General features: G+C 73.1%; 25 protein-coding genes. 16 read left to right on the forward strand and 9 right to left on the reverse strand.

The features are described from left to right. Positions 1–6: 6 nt before the first annotated feature. Positions 7–1,203, reverse strand: a complete 1,197-nt coding sequence (locus ACFQQI_RS13960; RefSeq protein WP_378564196.1) for a glycoside hydrolase family 3 N-terminal domain-containing protein — start codon at positions 1,201–1,203, stop codon at positions 7–9. Positions 1,204–1,313: 110 nt separating this feature from the next. Between ACFQQI_RS13960 and ACFQQI_RS13965 the strand changes: the two genes are divergently transcribed. Continuing rightward, a complete protein-coding gene (locus tag ACFQQI_RS13965) occupies positions 1,314–1,880 on the forward strand; it encodes a helix-turn-helix domain-containing protein (RefSeq protein WP_378564199.1) in 567 nt (188 codons plus the stop codon). Then, entirely contained in the window at positions 1,877–3,115 is a 1,239-nt protein-coding gene (locus ACFQQI_RS13970) for an MFS transporter (protein ID WP_378564202.1), read from the forward strand. Before ACFQQI_RS13965 ends, ACFQQI_RS13970 begins: the two co-directional genes overlap by 4 nt. On the opposite strand, the gene hisC is transcribed toward ACFQQI_RS13970, so the two are convergent. The 3 genes from hisC to ACFQQI_RS13985 are packed head-to-tail and all read right to left on the reverse strand — an operon-like array spanning position 3,105 to position 5,371. After that, positions 3,105–4,175 (reverse strand): histidinol-phosphate transaminase, encoded by a 1,071-nt coding sequence (gene hisC / locus ACFQQI_RS13975; RefSeq protein ID WP_378564205.1) that lies wholly within the window; start codon positions 4,173–4,175, stop codon positions 3,105–3,107. The genes ACFQQI_RS13970 and hisC overlap by 11 nt on opposite strands. A gap of 24 nt (positions 4,176–4,199) precedes the next feature. Continuing rightward, positions 4,200–4,757 carry a VanZ family protein gene (locus tag ACFQQI_RS13980; RefSeq protein WP_378564208.1) on the reverse strand — a complete coding sequence of 186 codons (558 nt, stop codon included), beginning with the start codon at positions 4,755–4,757 and terminating at the stop codon, positions 4,200–4,202. 23 nt (positions 4,758–4,780) lie between these two features. Then, positions 4,781–5,371, reverse strand: coding sequence for a TetR/AcrR family transcriptional regulator (locus ACFQQI_RS13985; protein WP_378564211.1), 591 nt, complete (start codon positions 5,369–5,371; stop codon positions 4,781–4,783). Positions 5,372–5,444: 73 nt separating this feature from the next. Here ACFQQI_RS13985 and ACFQQI_RS13990 point away from each other — a divergent pair, with 73 nt between their 5' ends. The 8 genes from ACFQQI_RS13990 to ACFQQI_RS14025 are packed head-to-tail and all read left to right on the forward strand — an operon-like array spanning position 5,445 to position 12,191. Beyond that, positions 5,445–6,782 (forward strand): carotenoid oxygenase family protein, encoded by a 1,338-nt coding sequence (locus tag ACFQQI_RS13990; RefSeq protein ID WP_378564213.1) that lies wholly within the window; start codon positions 5,445–5,447, stop codon positions 6,780–6,782. Between the two features lie 35 nt (positions 6,783–6,817). Then, complete coding sequence (locus ACFQQI_RS13995; RefSeq protein ID WP_378564216.1) at positions 6,818–7,219, forward strand: phage holin family protein; 402 nt, start codon at positions 6,818–6,820, stop codon at positions 7,217–7,219. A gap of 9 nt (positions 7,220–7,228) precedes the next feature. Continuing rightward, the gene (locus ACFQQI_RS14000) at positions 7,229–7,747 is read left to right on the forward strand and encodes a low molecular weight protein-tyrosine-phosphatase (protein WP_378564219.1); all 519 of its coding nucleotides are present in this window, start codon (positions 7,229–7,231) and stop codon (positions 7,745–7,747) included. After that, a complete protein-coding gene (locus ACFQQI_RS14005; protein ID WP_378564222.1) occupies positions 7,744–8,607 on the forward strand; it encodes a fructosamine kinase family protein in 864 nt (287 codons plus the stop codon). The genes ACFQQI_RS14000 and ACFQQI_RS14005 overlap by 4 nt, the downstream gene beginning before the upstream one ends. Positions 8,608–8,665: 58 nt before the next feature. Beyond that, a complete protein-coding gene (locus ACFQQI_RS14010) occupies positions 8,666–9,370 on the forward strand; it encodes a response regulator transcription factor (RefSeq protein ID WP_378564225.1) in 705 nt (234 codons plus the stop codon). Continuing rightward, a complete protein-coding gene (locus ACFQQI_RS14015; RefSeq protein ID WP_378564228.1) occupies positions 9,367–10,785 on the forward strand; it encodes a sensor histidine kinase in 1,419 nt (472 codons plus the stop codon). Before ACFQQI_RS14010 ends, ACFQQI_RS14015 begins: the two co-directional genes overlap by 4 nt. Next, positions 10,785–11,315, forward strand: a complete 531-nt coding sequence (locus ACFQQI_RS14020) for a DUF3558 family protein (RefSeq protein WP_378564231.1) — start codon at positions 10,785–10,787, stop codon at positions 11,313–11,315. Before ACFQQI_RS14015 ends, ACFQQI_RS14020 begins: the two co-directional genes overlap by 1 nt. A 24-nt stretch (positions 11,316–11,339) precedes the next feature. Then, on the forward strand, positions 11,340–12,191 hold the full coding sequence (locus ACFQQI_RS14025) for an acyl-CoA thioesterase domain-containing protein (protein ID WP_378564234.1): 852 nt from the start codon (positions 11,340–11,342) through the stop codon (positions 12,189–12,191). Between the two features lie 4 nt (positions 12,192–12,195). Here the strand turns inward: ACFQQI_RS14025 and zwf are convergent, their stop codons facing one another. The 4 genes from zwf to ACFQQI_RS14045 are packed head-to-tail and all read right to left on the reverse strand — an operon-like array spanning position 12,196 to position 17,522. Beyond that, positions 12,196–13,638 carry a glucose-6-phosphate dehydrogenase gene (gene zwf, locus ACFQQI_RS14030; protein ID WP_378564237.1) on the reverse strand — a complete coding sequence of 481 codons (1,443 nt, stop codon included), beginning with the start codon at positions 13,636–13,638 and terminating at the stop codon, positions 12,196–12,198. Positions 13,639–13,667: 29 nt separating this feature from the next. Next, complete coding sequence (locus ACFQQI_RS14035) at positions 13,668–14,948, reverse strand: anthranilate synthase component I family protein (protein WP_378564240.1); 1,281 nt, start codon at positions 14,946–14,948, stop codon at positions 13,668–13,670. Beyond that, positions 14,941–15,552, reverse strand: coding sequence for an anthranilate synthase component II (locus ACFQQI_RS14040; protein ID WP_378564243.1), 612 nt, complete (start codon positions 15,550–15,552; stop codon positions 14,941–14,943). Before ACFQQI_RS14040 ends, ACFQQI_RS14035 begins: the two co-directional genes overlap by 8 nt. Positions 15,553–15,587: 35 nt before the next feature. After that, positions 15,588–17,522 carry an anthranilate synthase family protein gene (locus ACFQQI_RS14045; protein WP_378564246.1) on the reverse strand — a complete coding sequence of 645 codons (1,935 nt, stop codon included), beginning with the start codon at positions 17,520–17,522 and terminating at the stop codon, positions 15,588–15,590. A 75-nt stretch (positions 17,523–17,597) separates the two neighbouring features. Between ACFQQI_RS14045 and ACFQQI_RS14050 the strand changes: the two genes are divergently transcribed. Beyond that, on the forward strand, positions 17,598–18,854 hold the full coding sequence (locus tag ACFQQI_RS14050) for a DegT/DnrJ/EryC1/StrS family aminotransferase (protein ID WP_378564249.1): 1,257 nt from the start codon (positions 17,598–17,600) through the stop codon (positions 18,852–18,854). Between the two features lie 3 nt (positions 18,855–18,857). Here the strand turns inward: ACFQQI_RS14050 and ACFQQI_RS14055 are convergent, their stop codons facing one another. Further along, positions 18,858–21,056 carry a HelD family protein gene (locus tag ACFQQI_RS14055; RefSeq protein ID WP_378564252.1) on the reverse strand — a complete coding sequence of 733 codons (2,199 nt, stop codon included), beginning with the start codon at positions 21,054–21,056 and terminating at the stop codon, positions 18,858–18,860. 145 nt (positions 21,057–21,201) lie between these two features. Between ACFQQI_RS14055 and ACFQQI_RS14060 the strand changes: the two genes are divergently transcribed. The 5 genes from ACFQQI_RS14060 (at position 21,202) to ACFQQI_RS14080 (ending at position 26,146) form a co-directional block, all read left to right on the forward strand. Then, positions 21,202–22,686 carry a molybdopterin-dependent oxidoreductase gene (locus tag ACFQQI_RS14060; protein ID WP_378564255.1) on the forward strand — a complete coding sequence of 495 codons (1,485 nt, stop codon included), beginning with the start codon at positions 21,202–21,204 and terminating at the stop codon, positions 22,684–22,686. A gap of 123 nt (positions 22,687–22,809) precedes the next feature. Then, positions 22,810–24,045, forward strand: a complete 1,236-nt coding sequence (locus ACFQQI_RS14065; protein WP_378564258.1) for an alpha/beta hydrolase — start codon at positions 22,810–22,812, stop codon at positions 24,043–24,045. Positions 24,046–24,108: 63 nt separating this feature from the next. After that, the gene (locus tag ACFQQI_RS14070; RefSeq protein WP_378564261.1) at positions 24,109–24,789 is read left to right on the forward strand and encodes a fasciclin domain-containing protein; all 681 of its coding nucleotides are present in this window, start codon (positions 24,109–24,111) and stop codon (positions 24,787–24,789) included. 14 nt (positions 24,790–24,803) lie between these two features. Beyond that, on the forward strand, positions 24,804–25,436 hold the full coding sequence (sigK, locus tag ACFQQI_RS14075; RefSeq protein WP_378564264.1) for an ECF RNA polymerase sigma factor SigK: 633 nt from the start codon (positions 24,804–24,806) through the stop codon (positions 25,434–25,436). Then, the gene (locus tag ACFQQI_RS14080) at positions 25,433–26,146 is read left to right on the forward strand and encodes an anti-sigma factor domain-containing protein (RefSeq protein ID WP_378564267.1); all 714 of its coding nucleotides are present in this window, start codon (positions 25,433–25,435) and stop codon (positions 26,144–26,146) included. Before sigK ends, ACFQQI_RS14080 begins: the two co-directional genes overlap by 4 nt. Positions 26,147–26,159 lie beyond the last annotated feature (13 nt).

Genomic DNA, 26,159 nt, shown 5'->3' on the forward strand with positions numbered 1-26,159 from the left:
CAGTTGTCAGCGCGGCAGCAGGCCCTGCTGCTCCTTGGCGGTCAGCACACGGAGGGCCGAGGCGCGGACCAGGGCGCGGAACCCCGCGCGGTCGCGGGCTCGGTCGAGGACCGCGGCGTACATCGCCGGGAGGGGTGCGGCGTCGACGGTCAGCACCAGGTCGCCGCCGGCGGCGAGGAAGCGGACCGCGCGCTGGGCCGGCGGGATGCCGGTGACCTGGAGGGCGTGCGCGAGGTCGTCGGAGATCACGACACCGTCGAAGCCCAGGTCGCCGCGCAGCATCGTGCGGACGACGTACGGCGAGAAGGCGGCGGGCCGCGCCGGGTCGAGGCGGGTGTAGCGCGCGGTCGACATCATCACGAACGGCACATCGGCGTCGACGGCGGCGCGGAACGGCTGGAGGTAGGGGTCGTGGCGGCGGGTGACCCGGTCGACGACGTTCGCGCTGGTGTCGGTGTTGGCGCGCACCCGGCCGAGCCCGGGGAAGTGCTTCACGACCGGCGCGACCTCGCCCGCGGTCATGCCGCGCGCGAACGCCAGCCCGTGCCGGCTCACCACGCGCGGCGTGAAGCCGAACTGTCGGTCGAACTGTCCGACGGGCGGGTTGTGGCGCGCCGCCCTCGGGCTGGGGACGGTGTCGAGGACGGGCGCCAGGTTGACGTTCACGCCGACCCGTCGCAGCTCCCCCGCCCAGCGCCGGGCCGCGGCCTGCAGTCGCACGGGGGTCCACGTGCCCTGCACGAGCGCGGTCGGGATGCGGGTGAAGCCGGGGCCCTGCAGCACCCGGACGAGTCCGCCCTCCTGGTCGGTGGCGACGAACAGTCGCACGCCGGCGGTCGCCGCCGGCGACACCTCGCCGCGCATCGCCCGCGACACGCGCGCCGGGGCGCGCACGCCGTCGTGGCTGCGGCCGGTGAGCATCACGTTGCCGACGTGGAAGCGGCCGATCTGCGCACGGGTGCGCTCGTCGGCCTGGTCGGCAGGGGTGCCGACCATGAAGAGCTGGCCGACCTGCTGGCGCAGCGTCATCCCGTCGAGGACCTGCTCGGCACCCGCCGGTTCCGGCGCCGGCTCGGCCCGGAGCACCGTCGTCGGCGGCGGGGTGGCCGTCCCCCCGTGGAGGACCGGCTCGGCCGCCGCCGGGAAGGCGACGGCGGGTCCGGTCAGCAGCGCGAGGGTGGCGAGGAGCGGGCGGAGGAGCATCGCCGTCGAACCTACCCAGCGCAACGGACGCCCAACCTCCGGGCCCACCGCGGAGGGAAGATTGCAAAGAACTCTTTGCAAAGATGTCTTTGCAGTTGTACGGTGCCGGGGTGGACCTCACCTCGATCACCCCGTCTCCCCAGCAGATGAAGGCGCTCACCCACCCGGTGCGCGTCCGCATCCTCGGGATGCTGCGCATCGACGGCCCCGCCACGGCGACGACGCTCGCCGGCCGCCTCGGGCTCAACACCGGCGCCACGTCGTACCACCTGCGCCAGCTCGCGCAGCACGGCTTCGTGACCGAGGACGCCGAGCGCGGCAACGCCCGCGACCGCTGGTGGAAGGCCGCCCACCAGGTGACGACGACCGACACGGCGGGCCCCGCCGAGCAGGAGGCCCGGGACACCCTCGACGCCTACCTGCAGTCGGTCGTGGTCGTGATGACCCAGGCCCTCCAGAGCTCGGTCGAGGAGCTCCCGCTGCTGCCCGACGAGTGGCGCGAGGCCACGACGTACAGCGACTGGGTGGTGAAGCTGACGCCCCGCAAGGCGCGCGCCGTGGTCGAGATGCTCATCGACTCCGTGCAGCAGGTGGACGAGGAGGACGACGACGACGCGGCGCCGTTCCTGCTGCAGCTCAGCGCGTTCCCCTACCCCGGGAAGGTGCCCCCGGCATGAGCTCGCGCCGCCCCCTCTACGGCTGGCTGACCTCCGAGGCGATCTCGCTCACCGGCACCCGCATCTCGATGATCGCGTTGCCGTGGTTCGTGCTGACCACGACCGGCAGCGCGACGAAGACCGGCCTCGTCGCCCTGGCGGAGATGCTCCCGATGGTCGTGCTCAAGGTGCTCGGCGGCCCGGTCATCGACCGGGTCGGCGCGCGGCGGGTCGCGATCACCTGCGACCTGCTCTCCCTGCTCGTGGTCGGCGCCATCCCGCTGCTGCACGAGGTGGGCTGGCTGCCGTTCCCGGTGTTCCTGCTGCTGGTCGCCGTCGCGGGAGGGCTGCGCGGGCCGGGTGACGCCGCCAAGGGGGCGCTCACCCCCGCCCTGGTCGCCGAGGCCGGCGTGCCGATGGAGCGCGCGACCGGCCTGCACTCCACCGTCGAGCGCACCTCGAGCCTGCTCGGCGCCGCGGCTGCCGGCGGGCTGGTCGCGCTCATCGGCGCGGCCGACGCGCTGGTCGTGGACGCCGCCTCCTTCGGCGTCTCGGCGGCGGTGCTCGCGTGGTCCACCGCGCGGATGACGCTGTCTCGACCGGATCGACCCCAGGAGGTCGGGTCCTATGGTCGCCAGCTGCGCGAGGGATGGGCCTTCCTGCGCGGCGACCGGATCCTCCTCGGCATCGCGGTCATGGTGTCGCTGACCAACCTGCTCGACATCGCCTACACGACCGTCCTCGTCCCCGTGTGGGCCGCGGAGGCGACCGGCAGCGCGGCGACCGTCGGCCTGGTGTTCGCGACCTTCGGCGGCGCGGCAGCGGTCGGGGCGATCTGCGCCTCGGCGTGGGCAGACCGGCTGCCCCGCTACCGGACCTACCTGATCGCGTTCCTGGTCTGCGGCGCCCCGCGGTACGTCGCCTTCGCGCTCGACCTGCCGATGTGGCTGATCCTCGCCGTGTGCGCGGCGGGCGGGTTCGCGTCGGGCTTCCTCAACCCGATCCTGGGCGCGGTGATCTACGAGCGGATCCCGGAGACCCTCATGGGCCGGGTGACGTCGCTGAGCACGGCGATGTGCTTCGCGCTCATGCCGTTCGGCGGGATCCTCGGCGGCCTGCTCATCGCCGGCCTCGGGCTGGCACCGGCGCTGCTGGTCGCGGGCGCGGCGTACCTCGTGGTCACGATGCTCCCGGCCGTCGATCGCCACTGGCGCGAGATCGACCGACGACCGGAGCCCGTGCTCGTCAGCGCGTGAACGCGCGCGCCACCTCGACCAGCCGGTCGTTGGCCTCGGTCTCCCCGATCGACACCCGGCAGCCCTCGCCGGCGAACGGGCGGACGACGATCCCGGCCTCGTCGGCGGCGGCCGCGAAGTCGAGCGTCCGCTCGCCGAGCTCGAACCACACGAAGTTGCCCTGCGCCTCGGGCACGTCCCAGCCCACGGCGCGCAGGCCCTCGACCACGCGCGTCCGCTCGACGACCAGCGACTCCACCCGCTCGAAGAGCTCGTCGCGCCGCTCGAGCGAGGCGATCGCCGCCGCCTGCGCGACGCTCGAGACGCCGAACGGCAGCGACACCGCCCGCAGCGCGGCCGCGATCGGCGCGGGCGCCACGGCGTACCCGACCCGGAAGCCGGCCAGCCCGTAGGCCTTCGAGAAGGTGCGGGTGAGCACGACGTTCTGGTGGCGGCGGTACGTCGCGATGCCGTCGACGGGGTCGGCCATCCGCACGAACTCGACGTACGCCTCGTCGACGACGACCAGCACGTGCGACGGCACCTTCGCCAGGAAGGCGTCGAGCTCGGCCTGCGTCACCGCCGGGCCGGTCGGGTTGTTGGGGGTGCAGACGAGCACCACCTTCGTGCGGTCGGTGATCGCCGCCGCCATCGCGTCGAGGTCGTGCCGGCCGTCGGCGGTGACCGGCACCTTGACGGCGCTCGCGGCGGCCGCGGCGACGGCGATCGGATAGGCCTCGAAGGACCGCCAGGCGAAGACGACCTCGTCGCCGGGGTCGCAGAAGGCCTGCACCAGCTGGTAGATCAGCCCCACCGACCCGGTCGCGACCGACAGGTGGTCGACGGGGACGTCGAAGGCCTGCGCCAGCGCGTCGTACAGCGCGACGCTGCCCATGTCGGGGTAGCGGTTCATCGCCGCTACCCCGGCCTGCACGGCCTCGATGACGCCGGGCAGCGGCGGGTAGGGGTTCTCGTTGGAGGACAGCTTGTACGACGTCATCCCGGGTCGGACCGTCGGCGGCTTGCCCGCGACGTACGGCGGGATCTCCGCCACGTTCGCTCGGGGCTGGGGGGTGGTCATGATCCGCACCCTAGTGAGGGGTGATCAGCGGCGGCGGTGCCGCCACGGCCGCAACGCGAGCGCGAGCACGATGCCGATGCCGACGCCGACGACCGCCCCGGTGACGTTGTCGATGACGTCGGTGACGTCGCAGGCGCGGTCGATGCGGGCCAGCGCGAGCTGCGTCCCCTCGATCGCGGCCGAGTAGCCGATGAGCACGAGCAGGCCGAGCGGCACCAGCACCACCGCGGACCGAGGCCAGCGGGCGACGGCGAGGACCAGCAGCACGCCGGCCGGCGCGAAGATCAGCGTGTTGAGCATCCGCTGGCCGCCGGCGAAGATCCAGAACCCCTCCGGCGCCGGGCCCCCGATGTCCCACGAGCAGGTCTCCAGCCGGCCCTCGGCGGAGACGATGCCGGGCGCGCCGTTGGCGGGGATCAGGGTGACGGCGCCGATGACGACCAGCGACCAGACGAAGCCGGCGATCGACCACGCGGTGACCACGCCGAGCCCCCGTCGCAGCGAGAGGGCGAGCAGGGCGCAGAGCATGCCTGCGGCCGCGATGATGGCGAGCATCACCCCCACGCCACCGACCGGAAACACGGGTCGAGGCTACCGACCGGGGGCTACGCTCCGAGCGCGGCCAGCAGGTTCGCCAGCAGCGGGTGAAGGAGCTGCTCCTCGGGATCCTCGACCACGGAGTGGTAGCCGGCGAGCTCGAGCATCACGTAGCCGTGCAGGGCGACCCAGATCTGGCCGGCGACGGCGTTCGGGTCGTCGCGGCGCAGCACGCCCTGGTCCATCGCCAGCGCGACGGCGTCGACGAGCTGCTGGAAGGCGGCCAGCCCGACGGCGAGCTCGTCGCCCTGCAGCCGGTACTCCCCCAGCGAGGCCGAGCCGAACATCACGGCGTACATGTGCGGGTTGGCGAGGGCGTGCGCGCGGTACGCCGCCGCCATCGCGGCGAGGTTCGCGACCGCGTCGTCGCCGAGCTCGACCGCCGCGACCCGGGCGTGCAGCCGCTCGAAGCCCTCGGCGACGACCGCGCGGACCAGCGCGGGCATCCCGCCGAAGTGCGTGTAGACGGCCATCGTCGACGTGCCCGCGTCCGCGGCGAGGCGGCGCACCGAGAGCGCGCGGGGGCCCTCCTCGCCGAGCAGGTCGGCGGCGGCCTCGAGCAGGCGGCGGCGTACGTCGGGATCGGGAGCGGGGGCCATTGCCAGGCGATCATAACGGCGTTATGGTGCGATTCCTCTATAACAGCGTTATGTATCCGGCGGAGGTGCCGAGATGAACCGCTACCTGCACGACAGCTTCGCTCCCGTCCACGAGGAGCACACGGCCTTCGACCTCGAGGTCACGGGGACGATCCCCGACCACCTCGACGGGCGCTACCTGCGCAACGGCCCCAACCCGGCCACCGACCCGGGCCCGGACTTCCACTGGTTCACCGGCGCGGGGATGGTGCACGGCGTGCGCCTCGGCGACGGCCGCGCGCAGTGGTACCGCAACCGCTGGGTCCGCCCGACCGGCGACGACTTCGCCCCCAACACCAACGTGCTCGCCCACGCCGGCCGCACCCTCGCCCTCGTCGAGGCGGGCTCCCGGCAGTACGAGCTGACCGACGAGCTCGACACCGTCGGGCCGTGCGACCTCGGCACGGTGACCGGCGGCTACACGGCGCACCCGCACGAGGACCCCGAGACCGGCGAGCTCCACGCGATCTCCTACTCGTGGACCCGCGGCAACCTCGTCGACTACTCCGTGATCGACACCAGCGGCAAGGTCCGGCACCAGGTCGAGATCGAGGTCACCGGCAGCCCGATGATCCACGACTGCGCGCTGACCGAGCACTACGTCGTCGTCTACGACCTGCCCGTCACCTTCGACCTGGGCATGGTCTCCGGCCAGCTGCCCCGGCCGCTCCAGGCCACCGACCGGCTGATCGACGCGACCCTCCGCGACCGCACCTACGCGTCGCTGCCCTACTCCTGGGACGCCGACTACCCGGCCCGGATCGGCCTGCTGCCGCGCGAGGGCACCGGCGCCGACGTGCGCTGGTTCGAGATCGACCCGTGCTACGTCTTCCACACCCTCAACGCCTACGAGGAGGGGACCGACGTCGTCATCGACGTGGTGCGGCACGACCGGATGTTCGCGACCGACTTCGGCGGCCCGAACGAGGGCCCGGCGTACCTCACCCGCTTCACGATCGACACCGCCGCCGGCAAGGTCCGCGAGCATCGCTTCGACGAGCACAGCCAGGAGTTCCCGCGGTACGACGAGCGGCTGACCGGCCGCCGGCACCGCTACGGGTACGCCGCGGGCGTGGCCGGCGACGCCGTGCGCACCGGCGACTCGGTGCTCAAGCACGACGTCGTGGCCGGCACGACGATCGAACGGAGGCTCGGCACCGGACGCGAGGTCAGCGAGTTCTGCTTCGTCCCGGCCGCGCCCGACGCCGCCGAGGACGAGGGCGTCCTGATGGGCTACGTGTTCGACCGCGGCACCGGCCGCAGCGACCTGCGCCTGCTCGACGCCGCCACGCTCGACGACGTCGCCGCGGTCCACCTGCCCGGCCGGGTGCCGGCCGGGTTCCACGGCAACTGGGCGCCGCGCCGCGGTTGAGCCGATCCCGGGCCCGGAGGCCCTAGGGTGTGGGCGTGGGACTCCTCAAGTTCATCGGGTGGCTCGCCACCAACGTCGTCGCGCTGGCCGCGGCCTGCGTGATCTTCGACGGCATCGGATTCACGGGCTCGTCCGGCTGGGACGAGGTCACCGACAACTTCTGGCCGCTCGTCTTCGTCGCTCTGATCATGGGCATCGTCAACTCGTTCGTCAGCCCCGTGATCAAGTTCCTGTCGATCCCGTTCATCATCATCACGCTCGGGCTCTTCCTGCTCCTGATCAACGCGCTGATGCTGCTGTTCACGGAGTGGCTGGCCGGGCTCTTCGACATGGACTTCTACGTCGACGGGTTCTGGAACGCCGTGGGCGGCGCGATCGTGATCACGATCGTCACGTGGGTCGTCGGGCTGATCTTCGGCGACGCCGCGGAGGCGTGACCCGGAGGCATGGAGAGCCTGCCGGACGGCCGTGAGCCCGGGCGCTACCGCGTCGAGGTCGTCTGCCTGGGCAACATCTGCCGATCCCCGATGGCGCACGTCGTGCTCGAGGAGCGGCTGGCCGACGCCGGTCTCGGCGACGTCGTCGAGGTGACCAGCTCCGGCACCGGCGACTGGCACGTCGGCAACCCGATGGACCGGCGCGCGGCGGCGACGCTGACCGCGGCGGGGTACGACGCGAGCCGGCACCGGGCCCGCCAGTGGGCCGACCTCGACGGCGCCGACCTCTACCTCGCGATGGACGCCACCAACCTCGCCGACATCGGCGGAGCGGGCACGCGGACGCGGATGTTCCGGGACTTCGACCCCATCGAACGCGGGGGCGACGTACCGGACCCGTACTACGGTGGGGACGACGGATTCGAGGAGGTCCTGGGGATGGTGGAGCGCACGGCGTCCGCGATCGTCGAGTCGCTGCGCCGCGAGCGGCCCTGGGACGGCGCCGATCGGGTCCGGCCGGGCCCGTGACGAGGCAGCCGCTGGTCGCGCGACGTGCCGAGGACCTCCTGGGCACGTCGGTCATCGCGACCGCGCCCGTCGCCGGCGGCGACATCGCCAACGCGACCCGGCTGCGGCTCAGCGACGGCACGACCGCGCTGATGAAGACGCTCCCGCACGCCCCCGAGGACTTCTTCGAGGCCGAGGCCGCCGGCCTGCGGTGGCTCGGCGAGGCGGCGGGCACCGGCGTGCAGGTGCCGGAGGTGCTCGGCGTCGACCACGAGTGCGTGATCATCCGCTGGGTCGAGCCGGGCAAGAACTCCGTCGACGCCGCCACCGCCTTCGGCCGCGAGCTCGCGGCCACCCACGCCGCCGGCGCTGACGCCTTCGGGCGCGAGGACGACGGCTACATCGGCCGGCTGCCGCTGCCCAACCGGCCGGCCGAGACGTGGGCGGAGTTCTACGCCGTACGCCGCGTGCTGCCCTACCTCAAGCTCGCCCGCGACCGCGGCCACGCCGACGAGGAGCAGGCGGCGACGATCGAGGCCGTCGTGGCCAAGCTGCCCGGGCTGGTGCCCGACGAGCCGCCGGCCCGCCTGCACGGTGACCTCTGGAACGGCAACGTGCTCTGGGGGCTCGACGGCCGGATCTGGCTGATCGACCCGGCGGCGTACGGCGGCCATCGGGAGGTCGACCTCGCGATGCTGTCGCTCTTCGGGCTCCCGCACCTGCCGCGGATGCTCGACGCCTACGACGAGGCGGCGCCGCTCGCCGACGGCTGGCAGGACCGCGCCGCGCTGCACCAGATCTTCCCGCTGCTCGTGCACGCCTGCCACTTCGGCGGCGGGTACGCCGCGCGTGCGGCCCAAGCGGCCGCGACGTACCTGTGACGGTTCTCCCCCGGTCAGTTCTCAGTGCCGGTTCAGGCTCGACTGGCAAAGTAGGGCCGTGACCAGCAAGCCCACCGCCAAGCCGCGCGTGCTCGTCGTCGACGACGACAAGGCGGTGCGCGAGTCGCTGCGGCGGTCGCTGGAGTTCAACGGCTACGAGGTCGCGCTCGCCAACGACGGGGCCGAGGCGCTGGCCGCGATCGCGCGGACCGACCCCGACGTCGTCGTGATGGACGTGATGATGCCGCGGCTCGACGGGCTGGAGGCGACCAAGGCGCTGCGCCAGGCCGGCAACGACCTGCCGATCCTCGTGCTCACGGCGCGCGACGCGGTCGGCGACCGGGTCGAGGGCCTGGACGCCGGGGCCGACGACTACCTCACGAAGCCGTTCGCGCTGCAGGAGCTGCTCGCCCGGCTCCGCGCGCTGCTGCGCCGGGTGGTCCCGCGCGAGGGTCACGAGGACGAGGTGCTCAGCTTCTCGGACCTGTCCATGGACATCGCCAGCCGCGAGGTGCGGCGCCACGACCGGACGATCGAGCTGACGCGGACCGAGTTCGCGCTGCTCGAGCTGTTCCTGCGCCGCCCCCGCCGCGTCCTGGAGCGCTCGTTCATCCTCGAGGAGGTGTGGGGCTACGACTTCCCCACCACCGCCAACTCGCTGGAGGTCTACGTCGGCTACCTGCGCCGCAAGACCGAGGCCGAGGGCGAGGCCCGCCTGATCCACACCGTGCGTGGTGTCGGCTACGTGCTGAAGGAATCGTGACCGTACTCCCACCGTTCGGCCCCGAGGGCCGTTGGCACTACCGCAGGTCCCTCGCCTCCCGGGTGACCCTCCTGACCACGATCGCCGCGGGAGCGACCGTGGCGCTGGTGGCGTTCGGCGCCTACATCACCGTCCGGATGCAGCTCCAGGCGACACTCGACGACTCCCTGCTCCAGCGCGCCCGGACCACCTCGGCGGAGAGCATCTGCACCGACGGCAACACGCCCCTGAAGTCGGAGTACTTCGGCGCCGCCAGCGTGTGGGTCGCCTGCGTCAGCTCCGACGGCCGCGGCATCGTGATCGGCCGCAAGGCCGACGAGGCCCAGAAGCTGCTCGGCGACCCGGAGGTCGCGGTCGCCAAGGGTGAGACGTCGTCGTCGGTGCGCACCGTCAGCAGCAACGGCACCCGGTGGCGGGTGGCCGCCGTCCACCGCGACGACGGCACGACGATGGTGATCGGGCAGTCGCTCGACTCCCAGGAGAAGCTGCTGGCCAAGCTGGGCATCGTGATGCTGCTCTTCGGCGGCGCCGGGGTCATCGGCGCCGGCCTGGCGGGCTGGGCCGTGGCGCGCAACGGGCTGCGCCCGGTGCGCCGGCTCACGGCGTCGGTCGAGGACATCGCCCGCACCGAGGACCTCCGCCCGCTGCCGGTCGAGGGCGACGACGAGGTCGCCCGCCTGGCCACGGCGTTCAACCAGATGCTCGCGGCGCTCGCCGCCTCGCGCGACCGGCAGCGCCAGCTGGTCGCCGACGCCGGCCACGAGCTCCGTACGCCGCTGACCTCCCTGCGCACCAACATCGACCTGCTCACACAGGCCGACGGAGAGGGCGGCATGGAGCTGCCGCCCGGCGCGAAGGCCGAGCTGCTCGACGACGTCCGCGCCCAGATCGAGGAGCTGACGACGCTGATCGGCGACCTCGTCGAGCTCGCCCGCGACGAGCCGCTCACGCACGTCGTCGAGCCCGTCGACCTGCCCGAGGTCGTCGAGCGCGCGGTCGCCCGCGTCCGCCGTCGGGCGCCGAGCCTCACCTTCGCGATCGAGCTGTCGCCCTGGTACGTCGTGGGCGAGGAGGCCGGGCTCGAGCGCGCGATCACCAACCTGCTCGACAACGCCGCGAAGTGGAGCCCCGAGCGCGGGACCATCACGGTGCGGCTCGTCGACGGCACGCTCACGGTCGACGACGAGGGCACCGGCATCGCCGAGGAGGACCGGCCACACGTGTTCGACCGCTTCTACCGCTCCCGGGAGTCGCGCGGGATGACCGGCTCCGGGCTGGGGCTCTCGATCGTCCGCCAGGTCGCCGAGCGGCACTCCGGCGGCGTCGCCGTCGAGGACGCACCCGGCGGCGGCGCGCGGCTGACCATGTGGCTCCCGGGCTCCGAGAGCCCGGTCCCGGACTGGACCCCGGCCTGATGCGCGTTCTCGCCGCAATCGCCGCAGCGCTGCTCGTGCTGGCCGGCTGCTCGTCGGACGACTCCGACGCCCCCTCCGCGGCCGAGTCCGCCGCCGCCAACGTCGCCTGGAGCCCGTGCGACGACCTCTCCGTCGAGACGGTCGGCCGCCTCGTGGGCGAGCCGGTGACGGAGCGCACCGGGTCCCTCACCCAGCCGCAGTGCACGTTCGTCCCGGAGCACAAGGGCGGCGCGGCGTACGACATCAGCTACCTGTGGTTCGCGGGCGGGCTCGAGGAGGCGCTCGACACGCTGGGCGCGGCCGGCACCCAGCTCGAGCCGGTCGAGGTCGAGGGTGCCGAGGCCGCGCGGATGGTCGTGCGGCCGCAGCGGACGGGCGTCCTGGTCACCGGCTTCGTGCAGACCGACGGGCTGGTGCAGAGCGTCAACGCGGTGCAGGTGAAGCCGTACGACGAGGACGCGGTCGTCGCCGGGGCGAAGGCGCTGATGGCAGAGCTGGCGGCGAACGCCCCGGCCGGTCCGACGGGCTGAGACACGCTCCGCCAGAATGGCGCGGTGACCGACGAGATCGCGTTCTACACGAAGTCCGGGGACGACCTGGTCCCGACCCCGCTCGCGTGCAGCATGTGGAGCGACGACCAGATGCACGGCGTCGCACTCAGCGGTGCGCTCGCCCGGGCGGCGGAGCTCTGCCTCGCCGCGACCGGCCGCGACGACCTGCGTCCGGCGCGGTGGGTGGTCGACCTGTTCCGCGCCGCGCGGATGCGGCCGTGCACGTTCACGGCCGAGGTGGTGCGCGAAGGCTCCCGGATCTGCCTCGTCGACGTCACGCTGACCCAGGACGGCGAGCGGGTGGCGCGCGCGTCGGCGACGTTCCTCAAGCCGTCGGAGCCGGCGCCGGGCGAGGTCTGGCAGCCCGCGGAGCGTCCGTCGCCCCCGCCGCTCGAGATCGCGCCGGCGAGCGACGAGCCCCGCGTGCCGTTCCTGCGCTCGGCCTCGGAGTGGTCACAGAACTTCACCGAGCACCAGAACGCCGACCGCAAGGCGTCGTGGAGCAGCGCGATCCCGATCGTGCCCGACGAGCCGCTCTCACCGTTCCAGGCCGTGGCCGCCGCGGCCGACGGCGCGAGCATGGTGACCAACTGGGGCACCCGCGGCGTGGAGTACATCAACACCGACATCGCGCTGACCCTGGCCCGCAACCCGGTCGGCGTCGAGATCGGGCTGCTGGCGACCGACCGCGTCGAGCACGACGGCATCGCGTCCGGCACCACCGCGGTCTTCGACCGGGCCGGCGCCCTCGGCACCGTCACGGTCGCGGCGCTCGCCAACGCCCGCCGTCGGGTCGACATGGGCGGGGTCGAGTACGCCGACGACGGCCAGCGGCGTACCGCGTCCCGGGTCTGAGCCCTCAGGTCTCCCGGCTGGCCTGGCGCCAGGACCGCTCGAAGGGCAGCCGCCAGGCGTGCGGCGCGACCAGCTGGTGGATCGCGTTCGGGCCCCAGGAGCCCGGCGAGTACAGCCGCACCGGCGGCGGGTTCTGCAGCAGCGGCATCGACTTCTCCCAGAGCGTCTCGATGCCGTCGGCGGTGGTGAAGAGCGTGTGGTCGCCGCGCATCGCGTCGTAGATGAGCCGCTCGTAGGCCTCGAGGACGGCGTACGCCGAGGACGTCTCGTGCGTCGCGAACTGCATCGACAGCTTCTCCAGCTTCATGCCCGGCCCGGGCCGCTTGCCGTAGAAGGAGAGCGACATCTTCGACTGGTCGGCGAGGTCGAACGTGAGGTGGTCCGGCCCCTGGGTACCGGCGTTGGAGCCCGCCGGGAACATCGTGAGCGGCGGCTCCTTGAACGCGATCGAGATGATCCGCGCCCCCTCGGCCATCTTCTTGCCGGTGCGCAGGTAGAACGGCACCCCGGCCCAGCGCCAGTTGTCGATCTCGACCTTGAGCGCGACGAACGTGTCGGTGTCGGAGTCGTCGGCGGCGTCCGGGTTGTCGCGGTAGCCGGCGTACTGCCCCCGGACCACGTTGTGCGGCTCGATCGGGCGCATCGAGCGGAACACCTTGAGCTTCTCGTCGCTGATCGGCCCGGGCGCGAGGGAGGTCGGCGGCTCCATCGCCATGAACGCCAGCACCTGCATCAGGTGGGTGACGACCATGTCGCGGTAGGCGCCGGTGGTCTCGTAGAACTTGGTGCGGACCTCGAGACCGAGCGTCTCGGGCACGTCGATCTGCACGTGGTCGATGAAGTTGCGGTTCCAGATCGGCTCGAAGAGGCCGTTGGCGAAGCGGAACGCCAGGATGTTCTGGGCCGCCTCCTTGCCGAGGAAGTGGTCGATCCGGAAGATCTGGCTCTCGTCGAAGACCTGGTGCAGGCGCTCGTTGAGCCGCTTGGCCGACTCGAGGTCGGTGCCGAACGGCTTCTCCATGATGATCCGCGAGTTCTTGACCAGGCCGGCCTCGTCGAGCTGGTGGACCACGTCGAGCGCCGCCTTCGGCGGCACGCTCAGGTAGTGGAGGAACCGGACCGGCTGGCCGCCGCGGCCGACCTCGCGCTCGGCCTCGCGGACCGCCTCGGCCAGCGCCGACGGGCCGGCCGACTGCGGGACGTAGGTGAGCAGCTCGGCGAACCGGTCCCACTGCTCGTCGGAGACGGGCCGGTGGCTGAACTCCCCGCACGCGTCGCGGGCGAGCTGCACGAAGGCGGGGGTGTCGAGATCCTCCAGCGACGTGCCCACGATGCGTGAGTCGTCGATCAGCCCGGCCTGCCACAGGTGGAAGAGCCCCGGGATGAGCTTGCGCCGCGAGAGGTCGCCGGTCGCGCCGAACAGGAGGACCACGTGTGCGGTGTCCATGCCCCGAGCCTAGTAGCGGGACGGTGGGGTCAGCGCTCGTCGAACACCCGGAGCAGTCGCTCCGCCTTCCAGCGCGACTCGGCCCACTCCTCCTCGACGTCGGAGCGGACCGTGATGCCGCCCCCGGTCCCGAGCACGTAGCGGCCGTCGCCGGCGGTCATCAGGCTGCGGATCACCACCCCGAGGTCCGCCCGGCCGTCGGCGCTGACCCAGCCGAAGGCCCCGGCGTACACGCCCCGCGGCGTCTGCTCGACCTCCTCGACGACCTGCATGGTGCGCAGCTTGGGCGCCCCCGTCATCGAGCCGGCCGGGAAGAGCGCGCGCAGCGCGTCGACCGTCGTGACGTCGTCGCGGAGCCGACCGCGGACGGTGCTCACCAACTGGTGCACCGACTCGTAGGACTCGACGTCCATGAGCGTGGGCACGACGACCGTGCCCGGCTCGCAGACCACCGAGAGGTCGTTGCGGAGCAGGTCGACGATCATCAGGTTCTCGGCCCGGAACTTCGGGTCGCTCCGCAGCCGCTCCCGCGCCTCCTCGTCCTCTGCCGTCGTCGCGCCGCGCGGCGTGGTGCCCTTGATCGGCTTGGTCTCCAGGGTGCGGTCCGCGGACACGAGCGCGTAGCGCTCCGGGCTCGAGCTGAGCAGCCACGCCCGCGCGCCCGGCACGTCGTGCTGCAGGAATCCGGCGTACGGCGCGGGGTTGAGGTCGCGCAGCCGCAGGTACGCCGTCACCGGGTCCAGGTCGCTCGCCGCCTCCGCCCGGTAGGTCAGGTTGACCTCGTAGGTGTTGCCGGCGTGCAGGTGCTCCTGGACGCGGTCGAAGGCGGCGGCGTAGATGGGTGGTGGTTTCGAGACAGGCGCCAGCGCGCCCTCCTCAACCACCGTCACGGTGGTTGAGGAGGGCGCGCGGGCAACCGTCTCGAAACCACCGTCGGCCGCGTGCTCGAACATCCGCACGTGGCTCGGACGCATCCAGACGGCATCCGGCATCCCGGGATCGGGCGACGCGGGCAGGTCGGGCCGGCAGGCGTAGCCGAGGTAGCCGAACCAGGAGGCATCGGACGGGCCGGCGGACATCTCGGCCGCGAGCACGTCGAAGACGTCGGACCCCACCACCTCGGCACGGCCCCCGGCGTGGCGGGTGACCTCGCGCGCGGCGGCGTCGTACGTCAGCGACACGTCGTCGGGCTCGAGCCAGCCGACGATCGAGCGGCGTCCCGACCACTCGCGGGCGCCGCCGCCGTCGAGCCAGAAGCAGCGGGCGTGCGAGGCCGCCATGGACCGGAAGACCGGCACGGGGTCAGTCACGCGCGCCGCCGAGGAAGTTGGCGACGAGCCGCTCGCCGGCCGCGGACAGCACCGACTCCGGGTGGAACTGCACACCCTCGAGGGGCAGGCTGCGGTGCCGCACCCCCATGACCACACCGTCCTCGGACCGCGCGGTCACCTCGAGGCACGACGGCACCCGCACGGCCGCCAGCGAGTGGTAGCGCACCGCCGCGAGCGGCGTGGGCAGGCCGGTGAAGACTCCGCGGCCGTCGTGCGCGACCGACGCCACGTCGCCGTGGGCGGGAGCGACGCGGTCGACGGTGCCGCCGTACGTCGTGACGAGCCCCTGCATGCCGAGACACACGCCGAGCACGGGTCGGGCCGCGCGCCGCAGCACCTCGCGCCCGACCGAGAAGTCGGCCGGGGAGTCCGGATGGCCGGGACCGGGCGAGAGCACGACGTACGAGAACGCCAGCACGTCGTCGGCCGATACCTCGTCGTGCTGCACGACGGTGGGCAGGGTCCCGGTGACGGCGGCGACGAGGTGGACCAGGTTCCACGTGTAGGAGTCGTGGTGGTCGACCACGACCACGGAGCCGCCGGGCGTGCGGAGGGCCCGATGAAGCTGGGGGGCAGTCTTCACCGGGCCCATGAACGGCTCCGCCGTGACTCCACAGACTAGCGTCCGCCCGACGCGTTGTCGTGGCCCTCGATCAGAAGGTCGGCGACGAGCTCGTGCAGCACGTCGAAGCCGTGCTCGGTGAGGATCGACTCCGCGTGGAACTGGATGCCGCGGTAGTGCGGGCCGCGCACCAGGTGGATGTCACCGGTCTGGACGTCCGCCTCGACCTCGACCCCCGACGGCGCGCCGTCGGGGCCGAGCCGGCCGACGAACGTGTTGTAGAAGCCGACGCGCTCCGTCCGCCCGCCGATCGTCACCGGGGACTGCGTGCCCTGGAAGACGATGTCCTTGTAGGCCAGCGGGACGCCCAGATGGTGGCACAGCGCCTGGTGGCCGAGGCAGACGGCGAGGAACGGCCGCTCGGCGGCCATGAGCTCGGCGACCGCCGCGCGGAGGTTCGCCATCTTCGGGTCGTCGCCGTCGCGCGGGTCGCCCGGCCCGGGCCCGACGATCGCCAGGTCGAAGCCGTCGAGGCAGCCCGGCACGTAGTCCTCGTGCCGCACCACCTCGCTGGTCATGCCGATCACGCCGAGCACGTGCCGCAGCATGTTCACGAAGTCGTCCTCGCCGTCGAGGATCACTGCCGACTTCCCCGCCAGCCGACGGTCGGGAGCGGCGCCGCCCTGGTCGGTCAGCCAGAAGGTCGAGAGCCGCCGGTTGCGCGCGTTGAGCGCGAGCAGCACGTCCTCGTCGTTGACGAGCTCGGCGACGTTGACGCTGGGCCGCGGCGCCGGTGGCACCAGCCCGAACGCGCTGAGGATGCCGCCCGCCTTGGCGTGCGTCTCCGCGACCTCGTACGCCGGGTCCGAGTCGCGCACCAGCGTCGCCCCGGCGGTGACCGTGAGCCGGCCGTCGGGGCGGACGTCGGCGGTGCGGATGACGATCGGGCTGTCCACGACCGGGCCGCCCTCCTCGTCGCGGCCGAGGATCGCGAGCGCGGCGCCGTAGTAGGCGCGGCCCTCCGACTCGTACTGCTTGATCAGGCGGCACGCGTTCTCGACCGGCGAGCCGGTGACGGTCGCGGCGTACATCGTGTCGCGCAGCACCTCGCGCGGGTCGCGGCTGGTGCGGCCGGCGAGCAGGTACTCGGTGTGGACGAGGCGGCTCATCGGCTTGAGGAACGGGCCGAGCACCTGGCCGCCCTCGTTGCAGATGTCGCACATCATCTTCAGCTCCTCGTCGACGACCATGAAGAGCTCGAAGATCTCCTTCTCGTCGTGGAGGAAGTCCAGGAGCTGGCGCTTGAGGCCGGCACCCTCGTCAGTGGGGAGACGGAAGGTGCCGCTGATCGGGTTCATCCGCACGTCGCCGCCGTGGATCGAGACGTGCCGCTCCGGGCTGGCGCCGATCAGGAAGCGGTCGCCGGTGAAGAACACGTAGGTCCAGTACGACCCGCGCTCGCGCTCGAGCAGCCGCCGGAAGACGGTGAGCGCCTTGTCGGCGCCCCAGTCGGCGACGGTCGCGCGGTAGTGGCGCCCGATGACGAGGTTGGCGCCCTCGCCCTGGCCGATCTCGTCGGCGATGATCGACGAGACGAGCTTGCCGTAGTCGTCGTCGTCGGTCTCGAAGCCGCCGCGGTCGGCGAACTCGACCCCGGTGTCCTCGATCGCATCGATCACCTCCTCGACCGTGAACTCCAGCTCGGTCTCGACGTCGACGACCACCAGCGGGGTGCCGTCGTCGTGGGCCTCGAAGCCGCGCTCCGCGACCTGCCGGAAGGGGATCGCGAGCAGCCGGTCGGCGATGTGGCCGTCCTGCGGCACGCCCTCCGCGAGGGGTACGTCCAGGATCGACTCGACCACGCTGCGCCGGCCGCCGACGACGCCGACCGTGTCGCGGTCGCCGGCCCGCGTGGAACGCCGGATGATCGCCCACGCCTCGTGCTCCTGGATGGCCGCGATGGCTTCCCGGGCAGAGGTGGTGGCAGTCATGGCGCCAATCTACGGCTCACCCCGGCCGGTCAGCAGCGATGTCCGCGATCGCCGTACCCGGTCTGGGCCACGCCGGTGAACTTCCTTGCCTTCCGCCAGTTCCATCGGGTGAGATGTCACCCCAGTGGGTGCGCCGGGAGATCGCACCCCAGAGCCCGAGGATCCGTCATCAACGCCCAGGACGAGCCGATCCCCTTCGCGCAGCCGGACGTCGGCGACGCCGAGGCAGACGCCGTCCGCGACGCGATCCGGGCCGGATGGCTCACCACCGGCAGGCTCACGGCCGAGTTCGAGCGGGAGTTCGCGGAGTCCGTCGGCGCCGCCCACGCCGTCGCCGTCACCAGCGCGACCGCCGCGCTCCACCTCGCCCTGGAGGCCGCCGGCATCGGCCCCGGCGACGAGGTGCTGGTGCCCACCTGGACGTTCACGGCGACCGCCGAGGTGGTGCGCTACCTCGGCGGCGAGCCGGTGCTGGTGGACGTCGACCCGACGACGCTGGCACTCGACCTGAAACTGGCTGCCGGGCAGGTCACCGGCCGCACCCGGGCCGTGATCCCGGTGCACTTCGGCGGCCTGCCCGTCGATCCGGTCGCGCTCGCCGACTTCGCCCGCGACCACGGCGTGGCGGTCGTCGAGGACGCCGCGCACGCGTTCCCGGCCGGCACCGACGGCCGGCTCGTCGGCGCCGGCGACTCCCTCGCGACCGCCTTCAGCTTCTACTCCACCAAGACCATGACGACCGGCGAGGGCGGCATGCTCACCACGAACGACGACCGGGTCGCCGCCCGCGCCCGGGTCATGCGGCTCCACGGCATCGACCGCGACGTCCTCGACCGGTACACCCGCGCTGGCGCCCGCTGGCAGTACGACGTGATCGCTCCCGGCTACAAGTACAACCTCACCGACATCGCCTCGGCGCTGGGCCGCGTACAGCTCTCACGCGCCCCCGAGATGCGCCGGCGTCGCGAGGCCATCGCGCTGCGCTACACGGAGGCGTTCGCCGACCTGCCGCTCGAGCTGCCGGCCCCGGCGCCCGCCGACGTGACCCACGCGTGGCACCTCTACACGGTCAGGCTGCTGGACGCCCCCGTCGATCGGGACGCCTTCGTCGAGAGCCTGGCCCGCGCGGGCGTGTCCACCAGCGTCCACTTCATCCCGCTGCACCTGATGACGTACTGGCGCGAACGACTCGACCTGCGGCCCGAGGACTTCCCCGTGGCCACGGACTCGTTCCCGCGCGCGGTCAGCCTGCCGATCTTCTCCGCCCAGACCGACGTCCAGGTGGAGCGGGTGATCTCGGCCGTCCGGGACGCCCTGGCAGCCGGAGCCTGACCGTCAGCCCAGCGTGGTCAGCAGCTGCGTGGCGCGGGTGAGCACGACGTAGAGCGTGGCGCGGCCCGTGGCCGACTCGTCCTCGATCTCCTGAGGACGGACGACGACGATGCCGTCGAACTCCAGGCCCTTGGTGTCGAGACCGGTCAGCACGACGACCCGGTCCTCCCCCGACGGCGTGACGGCGGAGTCGACCGCGGCGCGCGCGCCGGGCGCGTCTTCGGCGAACTCGGACCACGACGCCAGCCAGGCGTTGACCTCCGAGCGCCGCGCGACGGGCACGACGATGCCGACGGTGCCGGCGACCTGCGCGGCGACCTCGGCGACCGCCTCGCGGGTGGCCGCCTCCAGGTCACCGTCGGTGATGCCGGCGCGGACGACGGGGTCGACGCCGGTCGACCGCACCGCGGTGGGGAGGTCGGCGTCGAGGCCCACGCGCTCGGCGTACGCCGCGGCGTGTGCGTAGATCTCCGACGAGTTGCGGTAGTTGGTCGAGAGGTGGAACTCGTGGCGCTCCTTGCCCTCGAGCGCCGCCGCGCGGGCGGCGTCGGCCTCGGCGGGCACGGGCCACGACGACTGCGCCGGGTCGCCGACGATCGTCCACGACGCCGTACGCCCGCGCCGGCCCACCATCCGCCACTGCATCGGCGTGAGGTCCTGCGCCTCGTCGATCAGCACGTGCGCGTAGGCGTCGTCCTCGATCTTGTGGGTCGGGGGCGCCCACGCGCGGCCCGACGGCGCGAACTCGCGGTCGGCGGCGGTGAAGAGCTCCTGCACGTCGATCCCGCCCTCGAGCAGGCCCGTGTCGTCGAGGGTCGCCTCGTCGTCGGTGCGCGCCGGGACGTCGCCGATCGCGTAGCGGAGCTCGTCGAGCAGCGGGATGTCCTCGACGGAGAGGTCGGTGGCGTCGGCCCACGACTTCGCGAGCAGTCGCTGCTCCTCGGAGCCGACGACGCCGTCGCCGACCCGCGTGAGGAAGTCGGGCTCGCGCAGCCAGCGGAAGACCTCGGTGGCGTCGAGCGGCGGCCACCACGCGGCGACGAAGTCGACGAACGCGTGGTTGGAGAGCATGTCGTCGTCGAAGGACTCACGCCCGCGCTCGCGGCCGCGCTCCCCGCGGACCTGCCGCCACATCGCGTCGAGCAGCGTGCCGGCCACCCGGGGCAGCTGGCGGTTGCGGCGGCCCTGCGACATCAGGTTGCGCCGGATCGCGCCGAGCTGGCCGCGGTCGAGCACGATCGTGTCGTCGCGCCAGAAGATCCGGAACTCGCGCGGGCTGCCCGGCGCCTGCTGGCGGGCGGTGCGCCGCATCAGCTCGGCCATGACGGCCGAGCCCTTGACGTCGGCGACGGCAGGCTCGTCGTGCCGGATCGCGCGCACCCCGTCGACGACCTCGCCGAGCGAGCGCAGCGCGACGGCCGTCTCACCGAGGCTCGGGAGCACCCGCTCGATGTAGCGCATGAAGACGCCGCTCGGGCCGACGACCAGCACGCCGCCGGTCTCGTAGCGACGCCGGTCGGTGTAGAGGAGGTACGCCGCGCGGTGCAGCGCGACCACCGTCTTGCCGGTGCCGGGGCCGCCGGAGATCGAGACGACGCCGCGTCCGGGGGCGCGGATCGCCTTGTCCTGCTCGGCCTGGATGGTGGCGACGATCGAGTGCATCGAGCGGTCGCGGGCGCGGGAGAGCTGCGCCATCAGGGCGCCCTCGCCGACGATCGGGAGGTCGGCCCCGGACTGCTCGAGCGCCTCGGCGTCGAGCAGCTCGTCCTCGACGCCGACGACCTGGCGACCGGCGGCGCGCAGCACGCGGCGGCGTACGACGCGCTGCGGCTCGGCCGCCGTCGCCTGGTAGAACACGGCGGCCGCCGGGGCGCGCCAGTCGATCAGCAGCGAGTCACGGTTCTCGTCGCGCAGGCCGATCCGGCCGATGTAGCGCGGCTCGGGGCCGAGCTCCGCCTGCATGTCGAGCCGGCCGAAGACCAGGCCCTCGTGGGCGGCGTCGAGCTGGGCGATCCGGCGCGCGGCCTGGAACACCATCGCGTCGCGCTCGACCAGGCCGCCCTCGTGGCCGAGGCGGCCGCGACTGTGACCCTCGCGGGCGAGCTCCTGGGCGGCCTTGGCGGACACCTCCAGCTGACGGTAGACCCGGTCCACGAACGCCTGCTCGGCAGCGACCTCCCGCTGCACCAGCTCCTCGGACAACGCGCTACTTCCCTCTTCTCGCCACACCCGCCGGCCCAGTCCGGCGAGTCGACAAGCCTACCGGGCGGCCACCCCGGGCGAGACAGGAATGCCGTCATCGCGTCGCACCGGCCATCCGCGGCGGTGCCGGCTCCGAACCCACCACATGCGCACCCGCCTCCTGTTCGCCGGCTTCGGCGTCCTGGCCGCCCTCGTCGGCGTGGCCGCCGGCCACCTGGTCGCGGCACTGACCGAGCCGGCCGCCTCACCCGTCCTCGCGGTCGGCTCGCAGGTCATCGACCTGACGCCGACGCCGATGAAGGAGTGGGCGATCCGGACCTTCGGCACTCACGACAAGGACGTGCTCGTCGGCTCGGTGGCGCTCGGCGTCCTGGTGCTCGCCGCGGTCGCCGGGCTGCTGGCCCGGCGCCGGCTCCGGTACGGCGCGGCGCTGCTGGTCGTGCTCGTGGCGGTCCCGGCGATCGTCGCGTCGCAGGTGTGGCCCAGCGTCGTCGCCGGGGTCGTCGGGATCGCCTCGCTGTGGTGGCTCACCCGATCCGCCCGGCCGGCGGCGCCGGCCACCTCCGACCCGAGCCGGCGCGGCGTGCTGCTCGCCGCCGGGACGCTCGCGGTCGCCGGCGTCGCGATGGGCGGCGCGGGGCGCTGGATCACGTCGTACCGGATCCGCGAGACCGAGATCGCGCTGCCCGCGGCGACCGACCCGGCGCCGGCGTTCCCGCGCGGGCTCGACGGTCGCGTCCCGGGCATCACGCGGTTCCGGACCGGGCGGGACGCGTTCTACCGCGTCGACACGCGGCTCGTGCTCCCGGTCGTCGACGTGTCGGAGTGGACGCTGACCATCGACGGCGACGTCGAGCGCGAGGTGACGTTCACGATCGACGACCTGCTCTCGATGCCCCTCATCGAGCGGGACATCACGCTCACCTGCGTCTCCAACGAGGTCGGCGGGCAGTACGTCGGTGGCGCGCGCTGGCTCGGCGTACGACTGACGGACCTGCTGGACCGCGCCGGCATCGACGGCACCCGGGCCGACCAGATCCTCAGCACGGACGTCGACGGGATGACGATCAGCACGCCGCTCGCCGTCGCGACCGACGGCCGGGACGCGATGATCGCCGTCGGCATGGACGGCCGGTCGCTCCCGCGGGAGCACGGGTTCCCCGCCCGGATGGTGGTGCCCGGCCTCTACGGGTTCGTCAGCGCCTGCAAGTGGATCACCCGGATGACGCTGACGACGTACGCCGAGCAGGAGGCGTACTGGACCGCGCGCGACTGGGCGACGGACGCCCCGATCAAGGTCTCGAGCCGCGTCGACACCCCGAAGCCACTGTCCACGATCGAGCCCGGCCGCACCGTCATCGGCGGCATCGCCTGGGCCCAGCACCAGGGCGGCATCGAGCGGGTCGAGGTCCGGGTGGACGGCGGCGAGTGGGAGCAGGCCCGGCTCGGGCGGTCGGCGGGCGTCGACTACTGGCGCCAGTGGTACCTGCCCTGGACGGCCGAGCCGGGCCAGCACACGCTCTCCTGCCGGGCGGTCACCGGCGACGGCACCGTGCAGACCGGCACCCGCGCCACGCCGTTCCCCGACGGCTCCAGCGGGATCCAGGAGATCGTCGTCACCGTCGCTTGAGGGGGCTGCCACTCCGGACGGTGCGGATGACCCCACCGGACCGTGCGGGCGACGCCATGGAGCGGCGGGCGCCGGCTTCCTAGCGTTCTCGGAGTCCCCGCCAGCTCCGAGAGGCTCCCTCCCATGTCGTCCCCCATCCGCACCGTCTTCCTCGTGGCCGTCGCGTTCGTCGCGATCCACGTCGTCGACGACTCGTTCGTGAACCCCCAGCCCGGCACGTCGGCCGCCGACCACCTCGTCAGCGGGCTCGTGCCGCTCGCCCTCCTGGGAGTCGCGGCCGCGGCGTACGTCCGGGCGCGGCGCGGTGGCGTCCGGGCAGTGGTCGCGCTGCTGCTGGGTGGCTTCGGGCTCGTGGCCGCCGCCGAGGGCTGGTACTACACCTTCGAGGTCGGCCCGAGCGGCGACGACTACACGGGACTCCTCGTCCTGCCGGCCGCGCTCGCCCTGCTCGGCATCGGGGCGGTCGAGCTGTGGCGCTCGCGCCGCCTCGACGACCGGCGGGGCTGGCGCTACTCGCGCCGGACGCTGATCGGCGTCGGCGGCGTCGTGCTGACGTTCCTCGTCGTGCAGCCGTTCCTGATGACGTACGCCTACACGCACATCGCGCGAAGCGAGATGCCGGAGCCGGATCTGGGCGTGGCCCACGAGGAGGTCACGTTCGAGACCGGAGACGGCGTCACCCTCGAGGGCTGGTGGGTGCCGTCGCGCAACGGCGCGGCCGTGATCGCCTTCCCGGGTCGTGCCCAGGGGCAGGACGAGGCACGCTTCCTCGCCGCCGAGGGGTACGGCGTGCTGCTGTTCGACCGGCGAGGCGAGTCCACCAGCGGCGGCGACCCGAACGCCCTCGGCTGGGACAGCACGCAGGACATCGATGCCGCGGTCGAGTTCGTCCAGGAGCAGCCCGACGTGGACCCGGACCGGGTCGGCGGCATCGGGTTCTCGGTCGGTGGCGAGATGCTGCTGACGGCCGCGGCCCGGAACGACGGGCTGAAGGCGGTCGTGTCCGAGGGTGCCGGCATCCGTTCCTACCGCGAGGTGGCCGCCGTCGACAGCGCGGAGAAGTGGGTCGGCTGGCCGATCTGGGCCGTGACGACGGCCGGCGTGGCGCTCTTCTCCGACTCGCTCCCGCCGGAGAACCTGAAGGACCTCGTCGCGGACATCGCACCCCGCCCGGTGTTCCTCATCCACGCCGAGCGTGGCCAGGGCGGCGAGGTCCTCTCGGAGGAGTACGCCGAGGCCGCCGGCCCCACCGGCGCGGCCTGGCGCACCGACAGCAGCCACGTCGGCGGCTACCAGGCAGCCCCGGACGAGTACGAGCAGCGCGTGACCGCGTTCTTCGACGACGCGCTGCTCCGCTGACCAATCCGGTACGGCGCCGGCGCCGAACGACGGGTGTCCACATCCCCACGGGAAGGCACCCCCATGAACCGCACGCTCCGACACACGACCGGCCTCGCTGCCCTGGCCCTGGTTGCCACGTTCGGGCTGGCCGCCTGCAGCGACGACGACGGCGGCGGTACCGCCAGCGACACCTCGACCAGCGAGACGAGCGAGTCGCCGTCCGACATGGAGTCCGAGATGGAGTCCGACATGGAGTCCGACATGGGCTCCGACGCCGGCGCGCAGACGTTCGGCGCGGGCTGCTCGCAGGTGCCCACCGACGGCGCCGGCTCGTTCGACGGCATGGCGACCGCACCGGTCGCGACCGCGGCGAGCGCGAACCCGCTGCTCAAGACCCTGGTCACGGCCGTCGGGCAGGCGAAGCTCGTCGACACCCTGAACTCCGCGGACGGCGTCACCGTCTTCGCCCCGACCGACGACGCGTTCGCGGCGGTCCCGAAGAAGGCGCTGGACGGTCTGCTGGCCGACAAGGCCGCACTGACCAAGGTGCTGACCTACCACGTGGTGCCCGGGCAGCTGTCGCCCGAGCAGCTCGCCGGCAGCCACAAGACGCTCGAGGGCGAGGACCTCACGGTCGAGGGCTCCGGCGAGGACTTCACTGTCGGCTCCGGGGGCGCGACAGTGGTGTGTGGGAACATCCCGACCGCCAACGCGACGGTCTACGTCATCGACTCGGTGCTGATGCCGGGCTCGATGAGCTGACTCGAGGACGACGAATGGAACACCCCCGCCCGGCGAGCTCCGGCGCCCCGTCCGACGACGGGGCGCCGGCCGCCGAGCCGCCGGACCGAGATGACCTCGGGCCACCCGACCTCGCCGACCTGCTCCGCCGGTGCGGACGGGCGGACGAGGCCGCCTTCGCGCGCCTGTACGACGCCACCGCGTCCCGCGCGTACGGCATGGCGCTCCGCGTGGTGCGCGACCCGGCCCAGGCCGAGGAGGTCACGCAGGACGCGTACCTCGAGATCTGGCGCACGGCCGCGCGCTACGACGCAGCCAAGGGCAGCCCACTCGCGTGGCTGCTCACCATCACCCACCGCAAGGCCGTCGACCGGGTCCGCAGCGCCGAGGCGGCGAGCCGGCGGGACACGACGTACCACCAGCAGCAGCAGGCGGTCGACCACGACCCGACCGCCGAGGCCGTCCAGACCTCACTCGAAGCACGCCGGGTCCGCACCGCCATGCAGGCCCTCACCGAGGTGCAGCGCGAGGCCCTCGGCCTCGCCTACTTCGGTGGCTACACACACACGGAGGTGGCGACCATGCTCGACCTACCGGTCGGCACCGCCAAGACCCGCATCCGCGACGGCCTGATCAGGCTCCGAGACGCCCTGGGAGTGAGCTCATGAGCGACATCCATGCACTCTCCGGCGCATACGCCGTCGACGCCCTCGACGACATCGAGCGCGCCTCCTTCGAGCGGCACCTCACCGACTGCCCGGCGTGCCGCGCCGAGGTCGCCGAGCTCCGTGAGGCCGCGGCGATGCTGTCCGAGACCACGGCAACCCAGCCACCGGCGGGCCTGCGCGACCGGGTGCTCGCCGACGCGGCCCGCGTCCGGCCGCTGCCGCCCGAGACCCCGCCCTCCGTCGAGCGTCCGCGACACCGCCGTCGTTCGCTCCTGCTCGCGGCGGCCGCCGCCGTCGTCGCCCTGGGTGCCGGCGCCGCGGTGGTGTCCCAGCAGCCGTGGGAGGACGCCCCGCCGACGGCCACCCAGGCGGTGCTCGACGCCGCCGACGCGGCGAGCGCGTCGATCGACTTCCCCGACGGCTCCTCCGCGACCGTGACCCACTCCGACTCGCTGGGCCAGGCCGTGATCGTCACGCACGACATGGCGCCGCCGCCGGACGGCAAGGTCTACCAGGTCTGGCTCGACCAGCCCGGCGAGGGGATGGTCTCCGCCGGCCTGATGCCGGAGCGTGCCGACCAGACCGTGCTGCTCGAGGGCGACGCGGCGACGGCCACGGGAGCCGGCATCACGGTCGAGCCCGCCGGCGGCTCGGAGGAGCCGACCACCGAGCCGATCGCGCTGTTCGACTTCGAGACACCCGACGCCTGACCGGGCCCGCCGC

The organism is Nocardioides sp. GCM10030259, assembly GCF_042666375.1.
Lineage (GTDB): Bacteria > Actinomycetota > Actinomycetes > Propionibacteriales > Nocardioidaceae > Nocardioides.

Coding starts and splice junctions, on each gene's coding strand:
- ACFQQI_RS13960 (WP_378564196.1), bottom strand. CDS start 1,203: ATGCTCCTCCGCCCGCTCCTCGCCACCCTCGCGCTGCTGACCGGACCC.
- ACFQQI_RS13970 (WP_378564202.1), top strand. CDS start 1,877: ATGAGCTCGCGCCGCCCCCTCTACGGCTGGCTGACCTCCGAGGCGATC.
- hisC (WP_378564205.1), bottom strand. CDS start 4,175: ATGACCACCCCCCAGCCCCGAGCGAACGTGGCGGAGATCCCGCCGTAC.
- ACFQQI_RS13985 (WP_378564211.1), bottom strand. CDS start 5,371: ATGGCCCCCGCTCCCGATCCCGACGTACGCCGCCGCCTGCTCGAGGCC.
- ACFQQI_RS13990 (WP_378564213.1), top strand. CDS start 5,445: ATGAACCGCTACCTGCACGACAGCTTCGCTCCCGTCCACGAGGAGCAC.
- ACFQQI_RS14000 (WP_378564219.1), top strand. CDS start 7,229: ATGGAGAGCCTGCCGGACGGCCGTGAGCCCGGGCGCTACCGCGTCGAG.
- ACFQQI_RS14020 (WP_378564231.1), top strand. CDS start 10,785: ATGCGCGTTCTCGCCGCAATCGCCGCAGCGCTGCTCGTGCTGGCCGGC.
- zwf (WP_378564237.1), bottom strand. CDS start 13,638: ATGGACACCGCACACGTGGTCCTCCTGTTCGGCGCGACCGGCGACCTC.
- ACFQQI_RS14045 (WP_378564246.1), bottom strand. CDS start 17,522: ATGACTGCCACCACCTCTGCCCGGGAAGCCATCGCGGCCATCCAGGAG.
- ACFQQI_RS14060 (WP_378564255.1), top strand. CDS start 21,202: ATGCGCACCCGCCTCCTGTTCGCCGGCTTCGGCGTCCTGGCCGCCCTC.
- ACFQQI_RS14065 (WP_378564258.1), top strand. CDS start 22,810: ATGTCGTCCCCCATCCGCACCGTCTTCCTCGTGGCCGTCGCGTTCGTC.
- ACFQQI_RS14070 (WP_378564261.1), top strand. CDS start 24,109: ATGAACCGCACGCTCCGACACACGACCGGCCTCGCTGCCCTGGCCCTG.
- sigK (WP_378564264.1), top strand. CDS start 24,804: ATGGAACACCCCCGCCCGGCGAGCTCCGGCGCCCCGTCCGACGACGGG.
- ACFQQI_RS14080 (WP_378564267.1), top strand. CDS start 25,433: ATGAGCGACATCCATGCACTCTCCGGCGCATACGCCGTCGACGCCCTC.